At 31.5% G+C, this 16,717-nt stretch carries 13 protein-coding genes; 4 read left to right on the top strand and 9 right to left on the bottom strand.

Annotated elements, in window-relative coordinates; genetic code table 11:
* Nucleotides 1-209: 209 nt before the first annotated feature.
* The gene (locus ACJDTP_RS16105; protein ID WP_406761807.1) at nucleotides 210-1,001 is read left to right on the top strand and encodes a nitroreductase family protein; all 792 of its coding nucleotides are present in this window, start codon (nucleotides 210-212) and stop codon (nucleotides 999-1,001) included.
* A 209-nt stretch (nucleotides 1,002-1,210) separates the two neighbouring features.
* Here ACJDTP_RS16105 and ACJDTP_RS16100 read toward each other — a convergent pair whose 3' ends face one another.
* From ACJDTP_RS16100 to ACJDTP_RS16070, 7 genes are all read right to left on the bottom strand, one after another.
* Entirely contained in the window at nucleotides 1,211-1,588 is a 378-nt protein-coding gene (locus ACJDTP_RS16100) for a DUF956 family protein (protein ID WP_406761806.1), read from the bottom strand.
* Between the two features lie 153 nt (nucleotides 1,589-1,741).
* Nucleotides 1,742-2,653 carry a PTS system mannose/fructose/sorbose family transporter subunit IID gene (locus tag ACJDTP_RS16095; protein WP_406761805.1) on the bottom strand — a complete coding sequence of 304 codons (912 nt, stop codon included), beginning with the start codon at nucleotides 2,651-2,653 and terminating at the stop codon, nucleotides 1,742-1,744.
* Between the two features lie 19 nt (nucleotides 2,654-2,672).
* A complete protein-coding gene (locus ACJDTP_RS16090) occupies nucleotides 2,673-3,479 on the bottom strand; it encodes a PTS mannose/fructose/sorbose transporter subunit IIC (RefSeq protein ID WP_077837865.1) in 807 nt (268 codons plus the stop codon).
* Between the two features lie 35 nt (nucleotides 3,480-3,514).
* Entirely contained in the window at nucleotides 3,515-4,492 is a 978-nt protein-coding gene (locus tag ACJDTP_RS16085) for a mannose/fructose/sorbose PTS transporter subunit IIA (protein ID WP_077837864.1), read from the bottom strand.
* A 928-nt stretch (nucleotides 4,493-5,420) separates the two neighbouring features.
* Complete coding sequence (locus tag ACJDTP_RS16080; RefSeq protein WP_406761804.1) at nucleotides 5,421-7,766, bottom strand: ATP-binding protein; 2,346 nt, start codon at nucleotides 7,764-7,766, stop codon at nucleotides 5,421-5,423.
* Between the two features lie 4 nt (nucleotides 7,767-7,770).
* Entirely contained in the window at nucleotides 7,771-8,814 is a 1,044-nt protein-coding gene (locus ACJDTP_RS16075; protein ID WP_406761803.1) for a uroporphyrinogen decarboxylase family protein, read from the bottom strand.
* On the bottom strand, nucleotides 8,814-9,446 hold the full coding sequence (locus tag ACJDTP_RS16070) for a cobalamin B12-binding domain-containing protein (protein ID WP_406761802.1): 633 nt from the start codon (nucleotides 9,444-9,446) through the stop codon (nucleotides 8,814-8,816). Before ACJDTP_RS16070 ends, ACJDTP_RS16075 begins: the two co-directional genes overlap by 1 nt.
* Before the next feature lie 411 nt (nucleotides 9,447-9,857).
* Between ACJDTP_RS16070 and ACJDTP_RS16065 the strand changes: the two genes are divergently transcribed.
* Both ACJDTP_RS16065 and ACJDTP_RS16060 read left to right on the top strand, forming a co-directional pair.
* On the top strand, nucleotides 9,858-11,030 hold the full coding sequence (locus ACJDTP_RS16065) for an MFS transporter (protein ID WP_171773465.1): 1,173 nt from the start codon (nucleotides 9,858-9,860) through the stop codon (nucleotides 11,028-11,030).
* A 386-nt stretch (nucleotides 11,031-11,416) separates the two neighbouring features.
* Nucleotides 11,417-11,860: a MarR family winged helix-turn-helix transcriptional regulator gene (locus ACJDTP_RS16060; protein WP_279269459.1), complete on the top strand. Its 444-nt coding sequence runs from the start codon at nucleotides 11,417-11,419 to the stop codon at nucleotides 11,858-11,860.
* A gap of 157 nt (nucleotides 11,861-12,017) precedes the next feature.
* Here the strand turns inward: ACJDTP_RS16060 and ACJDTP_RS16055 are convergent, their stop codons facing one another.
* Together ACJDTP_RS16055 and ACJDTP_RS16050 are read right to left on the bottom strand one after the other, a co-directional pair.
* Nucleotides 12,018-14,423 carry a glycyl radical protein gene (locus tag ACJDTP_RS16055; protein ID WP_406761801.1) on the bottom strand — a complete coding sequence of 802 codons (2,406 nt, stop codon included), beginning with the start codon at nucleotides 14,421-14,423 and terminating at the stop codon, nucleotides 12,018-12,020.
* A gap of 290 nt (nucleotides 14,424-14,713) precedes the next feature.
* Entirely contained in the window at nucleotides 14,714-15,466 is a 753-nt protein-coding gene (locus tag ACJDTP_RS16050) for a DeoR/GlpR family DNA-binding transcription regulator (RefSeq protein ID WP_171786773.1), read from the bottom strand.
* Between the two features lie 323 nt (nucleotides 15,467-15,789).
* Here ACJDTP_RS16050 and ACJDTP_RS16045 point away from each other — a divergent pair, with 323 nt between their 5' ends.
* A complete protein-coding gene (locus tag ACJDTP_RS16045; RefSeq protein ID WP_406761800.1) occupies nucleotides 15,790-16,692 on the top strand; it encodes a glycyl-radical enzyme activating protein in 903 nt (300 codons plus the stop codon).
* Nucleotides 16,693-16,717: the final 25 nt, after the last annotated feature.

Below are 16,717 nucleotides of genomic sequence, written 5' to 3'. Positions count from 1 at the left end.
GTATAATGGATTAAAAAGAATTTACTTTCATTATATTTATGATTTCTAGTGAAGATATAAACTTAAAATTTTAGAAGCTTTATAAATATGTTCATCTAATAAATTGAATTCTTAAATTGGAAATCTATATATATCTTTAATACAATGATACCTATTAAATAAACCTTATTATTTAGCTGAATATGTTTAAAGTAAAGGAGAAGATAAAAATGAATTTGATAACTGTAAATCAAGATAAATGTATTAAATGTGGTTTGTGCGTAAATGAGTGCCCAGAACGTGTATTAGAACTTAGTGAAAATGGACCTAAAGAAATTTGCGGTGATGAGTGTATTTCCTGTGGTCATTGTGTAGCTATATGCCCAATGAAAGCAATTGATAATATAAAAACACCATTAGCCAATCAAACCAGCTCGAAAAAATTTCCAAAACTAAGTCCTGAGGAAGCAGAAAACTTTCTTCGTTCAAGGCGTTCAATCCGTTCATATAAAGAAACTCCTGTCCAAAGAGAAAAATTAATAGATCTTGTGAATATTGCACATTTTGCTCCTAGTGGACATAATCTTCAAGGAATATCTTATACTATCATTGATGATAGAAAAATACTTGATAAAGCTGTTAAAATTATCATTGAAGAATTTGAAAAGGATAATGTATCGAGTGAATTTACAAAGCCATACCGTGAAAAAGGAATTGATACAATTTTGCGTGGAGCATCTAGCCTTGTCCTAGCAACTGCTAATTCAAACTTTCCACGAGGAAGAGAAAATTCAATTCTTTCATTAACATATTTGGAGCTATATGCGCCAACACTAGGCTTAGGATCATGTTGGGCGGGGATGTTTGAAAGAATTGCTATGAAAGATAATTCTCCATTACTTAAATTATTTAACATCCCTGAAAATAAGAAAATCACTGGTGCTATTATGGTGGGATATCCTAAATATACTTATCCAAGATTAGTTGATAAAAATCCATTAGAGTTTACTTTTGTAAATTAGCATTGCTCTATAAAATCAAGATAATATTTGAATATTTTACATTAAAACAACCCACTAAAATCTACTATCTATTTTAGTGGGTTTCATGGTAGAAAGAAAAATGCAAGACAAAATACTCTTTGTTGCATAAGTTCAACTAAATTCAACTGTTACTATAAAGCTCTATCTGAAAATTTTTACTTTATAAACATGATGACTTCTTTAGCTGATCAGCGCTTCTTCTTAAATGTAGATTTCAGTGCTCGTTTTACTACATCAACAAAACTTAATGAATAAACCATATGATTTGGATCAACATAATTTCGAACAGCACGAAGCACTTTCTTTGCTTCTTTAGAAGAAAAAGTATATGTTCCATTTTTCTTCGTTCGAATTGCATATCGTGGAATCCATTTTCCTTTAAATAATACAGATGCAATGACATAGTCAACTTCTTCCCAAGGAATTTGAATAAATTTACGATAATCACGAGAATTATAGAACTCAAAACCTTTGTCACCTATCATAATCTTGCCGTAATCTGCAACGCCAGCAAAAGATGTTGCATCAATTGCTAGATCAACCTTTGTATTGAGTGACTCAACCATCCTATCTACCTCTTTTCTACTTATATACACATTTATTTTTATTATATATTCTTTACATGTTTTTATCAATTATTCCAAAGTCTATTAAAAGTAACACGATTAATATTGTTAACAAAAGCCCAGGCTAAAAAGCCTAGGCTAAGTAAAAAAGTACTACATTAAACCGATCAAGTGGAAAACAATACCAATTATGAACAATCCAAGAATTATAAGAATTGGAGATACCTTCCTCTTAAGTAACCACATACAAAGAAGTGTAATTAATAATCCTACAAATCCAGGGATTAATGAATCTAAGTTATTTTGTAGTGTTGTAATCTTAGTATCAGTTAATGACATACCAGATGCTTGTTGTAATAGAGCTTGCTTAACACCCTCTGCTCCAGCAGGAAGTTTGCTCCAATCAATAAATGCACCATCACTTAATTTAACAGATGATACTACTGGTGCAAATTTAACAGATACCCATCTGTTAACTAAGGATCCTAGGATGAACATACCAAGGATAGATGCTCCTTTTGTAATATCTTGTAGCATATTACCTGATAAATCTTCACTAATACGAGATCCTGCTTTGTAACCAAACTCTTGTGTATACCACATAAATGCCATACGGATTATATTCCAAGCGAAGAAGAATATAATTGGCCCAAGGATGTTACCACCTAGAGCAAGTGAAGCAGCTAATGCTCCTAAAATTGGTCTTACAGTAAACCAGAAAACCGGATCTCCGATACCAGCTAAAGGTCCCATCATACCAATCTTAACACCTTGAATAGTTACATTGTCGATTGGTGCACCATTTGCACGTTCTTCTTCCAAAGCTAATGTTACACCAACAACTGGTGAAGCTACATATGGGTGAGTGTTAAAGAACTCTAAGTGACGTTCTAATGCTGCAGCTCTCTCTTCTTTAGTCTTATATAATTTTCTGATTGCTGGAATCATTGCAAATGCCCAACCACCATTTTGCATTCTTTCATAGTTCCAAGAACCTTGAAGGAAAAATGAACGGAACCAAACAGAAATACGGTCTTTTTTTGTTAATTTTAATTCTTTTGACATTTTCGTTTCCTCTCCCTTCTTAGTATCTATCTATTAGATCCCCTAAAGGATCACCAGTATTTGAACTTCCACCATTACCTGAGCCACCTTGTTTGCTAAGTGCTAAGTAAAGAAGTGCTAAAGCTACACCTATTGCACCAAGTCCGATAAGTGTAATTTGTGAAACAGTTGCTAATACAAAACCAATTGCGAAGAATGGCCATACTTCTTTTGTAGCCATCATGTTGATTACCATTGCATAACCAACAGCTACAACCATTCCACCACCAATTGCTAAACCACCAGTTAACCAAGTAGGCATAGCAGCAAGTAATGAACTAATAGGACCAGCACCGATTGCTAATATTAAAGCTGATGGAATCGCAATACGTACACCTTGTAAACAAATAGCAGCGATTTGCCACATATCAATAGCTCTAAGATTTCCTTCTTTAGCAGCAGCATCCATAAAATGTACGAACGCTGTAGCAAGTGTACGACAAATAATTGTTAATAATAATCCTGCAACTGCTAAAGGAACAGCAATAGCGATTGCTGAAGCAACTCCTGCTTCACCTTGACCTCCAAGAACTAAAATGATTGCAGATGCAACAGCGGCTAATGCTGCATCAGGTGCTACAGCAGCACCAATATTTGCCCAACCTAAGGCTATCATTTGAAGAGTACCACCTAAGATTAAGCATGGTAGTAAATTACCTGTAACCAAGCCAATTAACGTACAAGCAATTATCGGTTGGTGAAATTGGAATTCATCTAAGATACCTTCTACACCAGCTAAAAATGCTATTAAAATGACTAATATAATTTGAACTATATTTAAAGTCATGGTTATTAATCCTCCTTTTTCTCTAAATAACTAGATTATTTTAATTTTTTTAATTCATCTTGTGCTTTTTTAAGTATTTCGTCCATATTTGCTTTTGAATCATTTGGTACTTTACGCACATCAAAAGTAAGTCCAGCTTGTTTAAGCTTATTAAATATATCGATATCTTCTTGATTGAAAGCTAAAACTTTGCTTGGTTGAACCTTACCTGGAGAGTGAGCCATTGAACCAACATTGATTGTCTTTAGCGGTATTCCGCCTTCTACAGCTCTAAGCACATCTTTTGGATTTTCAAAAAGAAGCATTGCACGTTGGCCTCCAAAATGCTTATCATCTTTTGCAAGTTTAATCATATGATCAACTGGAACAACATGAGCCTTAACCCCCGGAGGAGAAGCTTGCGTGATCAAATTCTTACGAAGAGTATCTCTAGCTACATCATCTGACACGACAATAATTCGTGTAGGATTTACAGTTTTTGTCCAAGCAGTTGCTACTTGACCATGAAGTAAACGAGAGTCGATACGAGCTAAAACGTATTCAAACGATCCAGGTGCACCTGCATTAGATTGCCCTGCTCCCGCTCCTGAAGCATTACCAGTATCTGCTGGTTCTAACTCTTCGGGTTTAACTTTAACTCCTTCTTTACCTGCATTTAAGATATAAGCTGCAATTTCATGAGCAGATTCCATTGAAAGACGTGCACCATAAGTTTCAATCAACATTGGTAAATTCAAACCAGCTACGATTGCCCATTTATCCTTATGTTCTTCAAATAGCATATTCGCTTGGTTGAATGGTGTACCACCCCAAAGATCAACTAAGAATAAAACCTCATCTTGGTTGTCAAAGGATGCGATTGCATCTTTCATTTTTGCTCTAAGATCATCAGGTCCTTCGCTAGGCATAAGCGTAACAGCTTTTACGTTTTCTTGTTCTCCGAAAATCATCGCACCAGATTGCATGATGCCTTTAGCAAATTCTCCGTGACTAGCAAGAATAATTCCTACCATTTTTATACCTCCTATTTTTTATTTGTTACAAAAACAAAAGGCATAAGCATTTGGAAATAAAACAATAGTATATATTCGTATATCGTCACAATATTTGTACACTAAAATTAAATCATAAAAAAATATGATAATACCCTATAAAAACTGTACAAAATATGTGTTTTAACGAATAAATATTACTTCATTTTACTTCTCTATGCTTATGCCTGATCGAATCAGTAACATGCTAGATATTATTTATTATTATTTCATTATAGTCTACTAAAAGCCCCTCTCTAAGAACCTCTCTCTAGACTACGTTTTCATAATAACACTTTTCTTTTAGTTATGCAATACATTTTTTAAGATTTTTAACTGACTTTCATAAAATAATTTTTATACTATAAATTTCCCACTTTTATAAAAAACATATTCTATTCAAACTCGCTTTATATTAGAAATTCCTTCACCATTTTAAAAACATCAAAAGAACAAAATGAAATAATATCTTCAAATTAACATACACACTATTCATAAAGGATGAGAGAAGTCTAGGTAATAATTATTTATTTATATTCAAACTGTTTATAATTATTTTTCTTTATGCCAAATAGAAACCTAATTCTAGGAATTCTATAAACTACTTCGGATATAATAATTGTTACCACAAAAGGCAATATCAATACAAATATATAATTGAAAATTATTGGAAGTTCAATAATAATAAATTTATTTTCCACAAAATAAAAACCCACGAAAATCCGAATTCCAAATTTTCGTAGGTTTCATGTTGATGACGAAGAACTACCTTTATAATTCACCATCTTAAAGACATATAAAATCGCCTAACTAATTAGTGAATATAATCCGTACCAATCTTACTTTTCTTCGCATCCTATTGTGCAGTTTATGTATAAGCTTTTAGATCTTTTAATATTTTATAAATACTCTATTTATAACTGTTGCTATACTTAGTAACAACTTCTTTAAGTTTCATAACTTCAATTGGTTTACTAATATAATCATCCATACCTGTATTAATGCATATATCTCTATCTCCTCCCATTGCATATGCTGTCATTGCGATTATAGTAATATGTTTACCAGTTAACTTTTCTTTTTCCCGAATTATTTTTGTAAGTTCGATTCCGCTCATATCTGGCATCTGAATATCCATAAGAATTATATCAAAATCCTCATTTTCAAGCATATTCAATGCTTCTAATCCATTTGAAGCTATTTTTATTTTCCACCCTGCAAGCTTACATAATTGATTCATAAATCTCTGGCTGATAATATCATCTTCAACTTGTAATATACTAGTTTCATGATAAGCCTTGTTATCTATACACACTTTTTGAATATTTGATGATTCCTTACTATCACTAGCAATATCAAACAAACAAGTAAAGTAGAATGTACTTCCTTTACCATACTGACTTTCAACAGATATTTCTCCCCCCATAAGTTCAACGATATTTTTAGAAATAGCAAGCCCCAGACCAGTCCCTTGAAATTTTTTTGAAGCCGATATATCTAACTGCGTAAAATAATTAAATAATCTCGGAATGTCTTCTTCCTTAATTCCAATCCCTGTATCTTTTACAGAAAACATTAGCTTCACTCTATTCTCTTTATCCTCAACTTTATCTACGGATACTTGAATTTTACCTTTTTCAGTAAACTTAATTGCATTTCCTATTAAATTGCTTAAAACTTGCATTAATCTGCCCTTATCTAATATGATTTCATTCGGTAAATTATTATCAACAATAATCTCAAGATTCAGTCCTTTATTCTCTGCTAAATATGTAAATAAATTTCTACTTTCATTCATTAAATTAAATATATTTACACGTTCTGGCTTTAGTTCAATCTTGCCTACATCCATTACTGAGAGATCAAGTATATCATTAATAATCTGAAGAAGATGTTTTGAAGAAGTTTCAATCATTTTTACTATGTCAATTTGCTCATCTGTCAACTTTGAAAATTCCAATAAGCTAGTCATTCCCATAATCCCATTCATAGGTGTCCTTATTTCATGACTCATATTTGCCAGAAACTGACTTTTAGCTGAGTTTGCTCTTTCTGCTTCCTCTTTTGCAGCCTTAAGCTTAGTCTCAGTTAACTTATGCCCTTCTATTTCTTCTTCTAGCATACAGTTTGTTTCTTCCAGGTTTCCATTAACCTCCAACAGTTGAGAAGTACGTTTATCAACAAGAACCTCAAGCTCATTATTCAATGAAAGAAGTTCCTCATTTGTATCAATTAATTTCTCATAAATCTTTGAATTAAAAAGCATTATTCCTAGAATTATCATGATTGTTTTTGATAAATCTAAGTAGTTTTCCATATAATTAGGGAACATAATATCTTCCACTTCCATATAACCCATTAATTCATTATTAAAAGTTATCTTGAAAATAAATCCTGCTCCTGAGGAAGTAAGAAAATAACTTTGCCTAAATTCTGAGTTGTCGATATTATATAGTTCACTTTTGTACAACTTATCTTTATGGAAAATTATTTTTCCCTTTTTATGTTCAATTACAGGAAGAAATGCGAGATGCTTAGCACCGGTCAACATTTCAAATAAAGTAAAAATATTCTTAATCAGGTCTTCACGTTTTAAAAGTGTTGCTTTTTTTTCAAGAAAATCAAATACAAGAGCATAATCAGTGACCTGCTTGTTTTTTAAATTTAAAATGTATTCTAGTCTGTTAACTTTCCAATTTTTATATGAATTATTTATAATGCTTGAAAAGCAATCCAAACCTACATCTATAATTTCATATTTCATTCCTATATATTCTGAAAACTCTATTAAATCAAGTAGGATATTGCTATATACGCCACTGTCAATAAGAACCACCTTTTTACAGTATTCTGAAAAAAATTCACGTGCAGTTTCTTGATTAAATCCGTATATGTCCATAATAATATGCTTCCATCTTTTTAGCCAACCTGGTGTAGTCAAATAATACCCCATTGAAGAAAGGTAATTTATTAGATCACTTCCAGCCAATAATGAAAGACATGAATTGAAGATACTTTCGCCAACAAGATTCTCATCTTTTCCAGAGCTCTTCTGAGTTGGCAGCAAAATAACTGAATCGCTGCAATAACCTGACGCAATAAGTCCATCATATAATTTCTGTCTTTGACGATTGCAATTTATACAATCCATTGAATAGTATTTAAATTCAATCTCTCCATTTTTCAATCCCCCTAGCATACTCTCCACTTCAGCTTTGAAACTTTCACAAATTAAAATACATAGTTTATCGTTCATATAATCACCTCCAATTTAATGGATATCTTCCCCACTTATTTACACTCTCTGATATTTCATAAAGAATATCCTCACTAACCTGATAAGGAATGTCCCCTAAACTGTCACATAGGATGAAACCACCACCAACTCCAGCTTTTTTTATCGCTTCCTTAACATTATATTCAGCATCAGATCTGGTCCATCTGCACATTTCAATACCATTTAGATTTCCAAGCAATGTAGCTCTTTGATCAACACTTTTCTTTATTTCAGCTAGATCGTCAGAATGGCTTACCAGAATAGCTTTAATCCCAGCTTCAAGGATTTCCTCGAGTATTGAGGCAGAACTTGCCGAGGAAGTAGCTATGGCTACATCACTTTTAATAGTGGGTATTGTTCTCTTTGCAGAAGGAAATCCAGTCTTTAAATATATACTTTTAGGAATAACTGAAGATACAGACATAGAATCTATATATGATATAAATGTTGCACCTGCCCTCAATTGCATATTTGCCCATTCAGTGCAAAACCTTTCATTGATTTTTATAAGATGCTCCAACAACTCTGGTTTTTCATAAATAAGTTCAATATACTTATCAAAACCCATTTGAAGAATAGGAAGTGAAAAAGGAGATAACACGCCCCCAGCAATAGGGACCGACATCCCCACTTCCTCCTTCAGTATTGATATTGTCTCAAGACAGTTTCTAAGAATTTTTGAATTTTTAACATCTGGTGGTTGTAATTTTAAAATATCGTCAAAGTTTTTTATTACTGGTTCACCAGCATTTGGAGAACCTGCTTCATTGAAAATAACTTCACTTCCAAAAGCTGCATACTCATGAGCAGCAGAATAAAATGGATTCAAACAATCATTATTAAATTTTTTAAGAAGTATCATTTGTCCTCTTGCAACATTCTCAGGTTTACTAAAATAGTTTTTAATTGATACATCTAAAAATTTTGCGCAGTAATGTGTACACATTAAAAACAATGGAACCTTGTCTGGTTCATGCTTACTCATAGTTGTCAACACTCTTTCCATAGAAGTATACCTTTTTTCCATTAAGAATCCTCCTTCATCCATTGTTCTATAATAGCGACATTATCTGCCGCGCTTTTCCCCATTTTATCTGCGCCAACTTCTTCCCAAAGAGTGCTATCCATTAAAAAAGGTGCCCCCCCAACCAATATTTTAATTGAAGGATCCTTTTCATGAAGCATTTGAGATATTTTCTTAATTTTTAAAGCAGATGGATACATTAATACTGATATCATAAGTATTTTTATCCTATCTTCAGTTACTCTCTTTATTATCTCCTCTGGTCCACTTATAGAACCGTAGTCTATAAGGTCAAAACCACTTGACCTCACAACAGCACTTACGATTTTCTTTCCAAGAGTGTGATAGTCCTCAAGAGTCACTATTGCAATCGGCTTTGCATTCTTAATTGTGAAATTTTTTTCATCCAAAATAGAAATAGCAATTTCCTCACAAAGCCTGCTGCTCATATATATCTGTGATAAAGCTACTTCTCCTCTTTCCCACTTCTCCCCAATGGAAGTCAAGGACTTAACTATATACTCATCAATAAAATCAATCCCATTTTTTTCAGCTAAAAAATGTTGAAGAATTTTATTAACTTCTAACTTATCATAATTAATCAAAGCCTTTTCAAATACCTCCCAATTCATCATTTAGCTCCCTTCTTTATTAAGTAAACTTTTTAATTTCACTTAATATTTTCTTGTTACTTTACACCATAGTTTTATGTTAAGAAATATTTATATTTAAATAATTTAAAATTTTTATATGAATGTTAGTGGATTCTCCACTCAGTTATGTTAAAGAGTAATTGAATTATTAATAAAACTATTATACTCTTTATTATTATATTTTAACATTATTTGCATATAAATTCCTATTAATTACAACTTAAATTCCTTATCCCCACTTTTTGGTACTATTTAAATATCAACTTAAATCTCATTAGTTATGAGTAAAAATTTTATTGAATTCATCAACCAAATTAGTTGCACAAGAAACTAATTTATGTTACTATAATATTAGTTGCAAAGGAAACCAATATTGCAAAGGAGAGATCATTCATGGAAAAAGATATACAAAAAGATAAGGTTCTTTGGACAAAAAACTTCGTTATTATAAACATAATAAACTTATTAATATTTTTTGGATTTCAAATGTTATTACCTACACTTCCGCTCTATGCAAAAAAACTCGGAGGGACAAACTCTGTTATTGGATTAGTAACTGGAGCGTTTGTAGTATCTTCAGTAATAATTAGGCCAATCTCTGGATTACTTCTTGATAAGTTAGGCCGACAAAAGGTGTTTTTAGTTGGATTATTTATATTTATTATATCAGTACTTTCTTATTCAATAGTTCCATTTATTAGTGCAATTATTATGATACGTTTTATCCATGGCTTTGGCTGGGGTGCAGTAAGTACAGCTTCTAATACAATTGCTTCGGATAATATCCCAAATGATCGTTTTGGAGAAGGAATGGGATATTTTAGTCTGACAAGTAGTTTAGCTATGGCAGTAGCTCCTACAATTGGATTATTTGTGATATCAAAATATAGCTTTCAAGCTCTATTTTTAACATCTACTATACTAGCCGTACTTGGGGGTATTATTGCTTTTAAATTAGAATATAAAAAAATTGAAAATAAAGAGCAAACTAAAATAAAAGCTTCATTGTATGAAAAAATATCTATAAATCCTTCTATTATAGTATTTTTTGTAACAATAACTTATGGTGCATTAACCAGTTTCTTACCTCTTTATGCTTCACAAAAAGGCATAGAGAACATTGGAATTTTCTTTACAGTCTATGCAATATCCTTATTTATATCTAGACCAATATTCGGTAAAATAATAGATAAATTAGGTTTTGACTATGCAATTATTCCAGGTTTTATATGTGTAATTATATCTATGTTGCTGTTATCTGAGTCTTCAAATATTAGCATGTTTTTAATCGCCGCATTTATTTACGGAATAGGCTTTGGTGCAACTCAATCTACTTTACAGACAATGGCCATGGTTGGAGTTCCACCTTCACGTCTAGGTGCTGCCAATGCTACATTTTTCACTGCATTTGATTGTGGTATAGGATTGGGTGCAGTAATTTTAGGAGTAGTTTCATCAAACGTTGGATATGCTCAAATGTATCTGTGGGCAAGTGGGGCTGCTATTATAGCATTTATTCTCTATTTCATTATTGGTAGAAAAAGAAAACTTCAAGTACAAGAGTAGTGTTTTACCTTAGGATTAGTACGTAATACAAATTCTCAAAACGTATATTAATCACATACAAAGTTAGCTCTGCGTTTTATCAATGGCAGAGTTTTCTTTTTGCAAATAATACAATCTATATTTTAAAATACCAATTCATAATTTCAAAAAATATATATCCTAGTAAATCATTGAAACTATAATTATTTATATATATAATTTAAGATGGTTTTATCCGATATCTAGCATCCGTAGCACTCCCTTTTCTTTAAGCGGGAGATAACGGCTGCACACTTCTGGACAAAGTGCCCCTTGAGGGTATAAGTTCAACTAAATTCAGCTGGATTTAAAACTCCACCTGAAAAGTTTCACTTTTTAGGAAACTAATGTAAAGGAGATAAGTAACTATGGAAAACATTAGTAAACTTAATGCAGCAATTTATAGAAATGCTCAGAGCATAATAAATTCAAAGCTTATAGATTTAAATATTAGAAGTGGCCAACATGATTTTTTATATGTGATTTCAAAAAATGAAGGTATAAGTCAGAAAGAGTTAAGTGAGTTTCTGTATGTAGGTAAATCAACTACTGCAAAAGCAGTAAAAAATCTAGTAGCAAATGATTACGTAAAAAGGATTCAGGATGAAAATGATAAGCGTATTTATAGGCTATATCTAACAGATGCAGGAAAAAAAGTTATACCTAAGATAGATGCAACCTTTTTAGAATTAGTTGCTATTTTTTCTAAAAACTTATCTAAGAAAGAAGAAGAACAAACAGTCATTATTCTAAAAAGAATCCTCCATACGGTTTCTGAAGAAAAACATAAAATTAATTCTGATATTGATTAATTTATAGATTGTTCAATCTTTTACAAAATATATAAGATTAAGCCGCCAGTATCAAAAAAACACGACCACCTGCAACCAGCTATTTAAGCCACATGCAAATGGTCGTTGGTTTCATAAATAATATCAATGAACATTTCACTTGGGGAGAATTATTTTACTATAAAACTTGTTCTGTTCTTTCAATTATATCATCTTGAGTTTGTTTCGATAATACATTAAAGAAAGCACTATATCCTGCTACTCTAACAATTAGGTCTCTATGCTCTTCTGGATGTTTTTGCGCATCAAGTAAAGTATCTCTTGATACTACATTGTATTGTACATGAAAACCTTCTAAACGATTAAAGAAAGTTCTAATTAATAAAATTAACTTTTCTCTATCACTTTCCTTAGATAACATTTGTGGTGTTACCTTTTGATTTAATAATACTCCACCAGTAATATCGTGTGTTGGTAATTTTGAAACTGATTTAAATACTGCTGTAGGACCATTCTTATCCATTGCATGAGATGGTGAACACCCTTCAGCTAAAGGCTCTCCAGCCTTTCTTCCATCAGGAGTTGCCAAAGTTCCTGCTCCTTGTGGTACATTAGCTGAAATTGAAGAAGTTCCAGCATAATAGCATCCTCCAATTGGTCCTCTACCATATCTAGTATTTTTGTATTTCTTTATCTCATCAATATAGATTTCATAAGCTTCTCTTAATAATAAATCTATATAATCATCGTCATTTCCATACTTAGGAGCATCATTAAGTAATATATCTTGAATTCTTTTCCCCTCTTCCCCTTCAAAGTTATTAATTAATGCATCCCACAACTCTACCGCGGTAAAACTCTTATCTTCAAATACACATTTTTTAATTGCTGCAAGAGAATCTCCAAGGTTAGCGATACCTACTTGTAGATCACTGATAAAGTCATATACGGCTCCACCTTCTTTTAAGTTTAAACCTCTTTCAATGCAATCATCAGTTAAAGCTGAGCATAATACATCTGCTGTAACTTCTTCTATTGCTAAGTCTGCACAACTATCTATTATTACACTATGTCTTGTAAATTCACGAATTATCTTATCCCAGGCTTTCATAACCTCATCAAAGGTTGTCATATCCTTAAAGTGACCTACACCCTCGCAGAGCTTAGTTCCTGACTCGGGATCAACTCCATCATTTAAAGCTATTAATAATGATTTAGGGAAATTTAAAAAGCTCATTCCAGTACATCTATAACCCCATTTACCCGGAACCGCTACTTCAACACATCCAATTGCACTATAGTTATAGGCATCTTTTTCATTTACACCTTTTTCTATGAATGATGGAATAATAACTTCATCACTATTAAAGGCTGGCATTCCGAATCCTAATCTTACTACTTCTATGCATTCTTTCATAAAATCATCAGATAACCCTCTATGATAACGTACTGTTAAGTTAGGTTGTGGTAATTTTGTCTGAGCAACACTCTTTAGAATTAAGTAGCTTAATGGATTTACTGCATCTTTTTTATCTACAGTCTGGCCACCAACTGTAACATTTTGATATAAGGGACTACCTGCACTAAAACGTGTATGTGACCAGCTTCTTATCTTATTTATAGTAAAAGTCTTAAGCCACAAGTTTGTTAATAATTCAGTAGCACTATCCTCAGTAATCCTTCCAAGTTTTAAATCTTTTTCATAGAAAGGATCTAAGTATTGATCCATTCTTCCATATGAAAGTGAATGTCCATTTGACTCAATTTGCAAAACTAAGTGAATTATCCACAAAGATTGAACTGCTTCATGGAAAGTTTCTGCTGGATAATATGGAACTTTATTTAATATTCTTGACATTTCAAGTAATTCTTCTTTTCTATTTACATCAGATTCTTTTTCAGCTAATTCTAACGCTAAATCTGCATAACGCTTTGCAAAAGCTGCTACTGCATCAAGTACAATTAAAATTGCTCTATAAAAATAAGACTTATTTAAATTCCTATAGTCTGTAAGGTCTAGTTCCTTTAATTTTTTTTCTGTTCGCTCTTTATAATTAATTAACCCAAGTTTTAATACAGTTTCATAATTTACCGCTATATGAGCATCCCCAGAAGTAATATTCCCCTCTGCTTTTATAATCCCTAGATCATAAAAAATTCTACTTTCAGCAGGCATCCCTGCAAGACCTCTGTCTTTTAAAGTTTTATGCTCCCAAAAAGGTGCTATTTCTCTTAAAACATTCTTACTTTCTTCAGTAATATAAAATATATCACCTTCACGTTTTTCAAATTCATCAAGTTCATTTATAACCCAATCCATTGCATATTCGGGGAAAATAGGAGCTGAGCGATTTGATTCTGCTTGATTTCCCGCAATTATCGAGTTATCTTCAATAAATATAGTCATATTTTTCAATATATTTTCTAAACATAACGCTCTACGTAATACCATTGGCTTATCAGCGTGTTCTTTGTAACTTTCCGTAGTAAGTCTAGCTCTTTCTACACTAACCATAGATTTTGCATTTAATAATTCTTCTCTAAAATTATGCATTCTATCAGTTAATTCTCCAAAATGATTCATAAATATTCTCCCCTCATTATCAATTTCATATTATAACAAACTTTTTCACTTTCATTTGAAACTATTTTTATTTTCTTTCATAACTAAATTATATATCAACAATATCTTTTGTCAATATTATTATTTCATTTGAAACTTATATAATTATTTTCGAAACGAATAACAAAATCCTTTTTATTTAAGATAACAAAAAAATGCATAGATTATAATTTTTACTCATTAAAGTAAACCCTATACCTATGCATCTTATAAATTCCTATATTATGGTTGTTCTATTCTTATAAACCATATTAATTTACACTTACCATTTGAACATCCACTTTTTCCTTCTTTAAACTTTCTAAAACATCTTCAGGAATATTAGTATCTGTAAATAAATAGCTTATCTCTTCTGCTTTAAATTGAGATACCACTCCACGCTCAGAAAACTTTGATGATTCTGTTAATATTATAATTTTATTAGAACTTTCAGCCATGGCTTTTACCGTTTCTGTACGCATTAAGTTTTTTCCTGTAAACCCTATTTTAGAATTATAACCATCAGTTCCGATAAACAATTTATCTACAAAAAAATCTTTAACGCACTTTCTTGTTAGAGGGCCTACTGACACCTGAGATTCCGGCTGGTAATCTCCTCCAAGCAACACTACTTTCGCATTTCCTTCTCTAATATAGTTTGCAATAAATGTAGAATTAGTTATTACTGTTATATCCTTTTTATTATATGCAAGTTCTTCTGCAAGTAAGGCACAAGATGAGCCCGATTCAATCATAACTGTTTCACCATCATTAACAAGTTTACTTGCCAATTGTGCTATTTTTCTTTTTATATCATAATTAAAAGCTAATCTGCTATTGATATCATCACTTGAAGTCATAACAGCATAACCATGTTCACGCTTCAATAATCCTTTTTCTTCTAATGCACCAAGATCTTTACGTATAGTCACTTGAGATACATTTAAAAGCTCTGATAATTTACTGACTTCTATACGCTTGTTTTCATTGACAATTTCAAGAAGCTTTGTATACCTACTTGTCATAGAAACTCCTCCTTCTCTTAGGTATATTCAAAAAATAACTAGTCTATATACCTAAATCCAATGGTAATTATATCATAAACTACTTACAAAATGAACTATTTATATTTCGAATAAAAGCAATTCTGCTTATTATTGATTATATACTACTTCAAATAATATTAAACATCAAATTATTATTCTTATGAAACGCACTCTTATTTCAAATGAAACTTTTTATTTACACTTATATTTTTTCATGTTAACATTGAATCATCAATTGAAACTTAAATTATTGCGGTTCAATCATAATACTAATCTTGCTTTTACTATATGGGGGTGTTTTTATGAAAGATATAAAGGCTTGCATTTTCAATATTCAAAAATACAGCATACACGATGGTCCTGGAATCAGAACTGTAGTTTTTTTCAAGGGCTGTCCATTAAGTTGCCTATGGTGTTCAAATCCAGAATCTCAAGATAGTAAGATACAAATCATATGTGATAAAACTAAGTGCACACAATGCCTTCATTGTATAGACGTTTGTCAAAATAATGCTATTTCCTTAAATGATAATCATATAAAAATTGATTCTAACAACTGTATTTCTTGTTTTGCTTGTAAAAATTCCTGTCCTCATAAAGCTCTTTCAGTAGAAGGTGAATTTTTAACCCTTTCTCATGTTATGAATGAAGTTATGAAAGATGAAATGTTTTATGAAGAATCAAATGGTGGCGTCACTTTATCTGGTGGTGAAGTATTAATGCAGCATGAATTTGCCTCACAGCTTTTAAAGATTTTAAAAGAAAAAAATATACACACAGCAATTGAAACTACAGGCTATGCTTCAAATGAAACATTCTCAAAGTTTATACAAGATGTAGATTTATTATTATTTGATATAAAACACTATGATAGAGAAAAGCATTTTAAAGTAACAAATGTTTATAATGATTTAATTATTGAAAATTTGAAAATTGCTATAGATAACGGTAAAGATGTTATTATTCGTATTCCTGTCATTCCAAACATAAACTCTAGTTTAGAAGATGCTAAAGAATTTTGTAAATTACTTGAGTCCGTTAATGCTAAGAAAGTAAACTTACTTCCATTTCATCAATTTGGGCAGAAAAAATACGAACTTCTGAACAAACCATATACTTTCCAAAATACGCAACAACTTCATGAAGAAGATCTATTGGAGTATAAAAATATATTCGTTGAAAACGGATTTGATTGTTATTTTTAAGAAGCAAAAGGAAAAATACTATCAA

Origin of the sequence: Candidatus Clostridium helianthi, assembly GCF_045310795.1 — a bacterium.
Taxonomy (GTDB): Bacteria; Bacillota; Clostridia; order Clostridiales; family Clostridiaceae; genus Clostridium; species Clostridium helianthi.
This window is presented reverse-complemented; position numbering and strand designations above follow the sequence as displayed.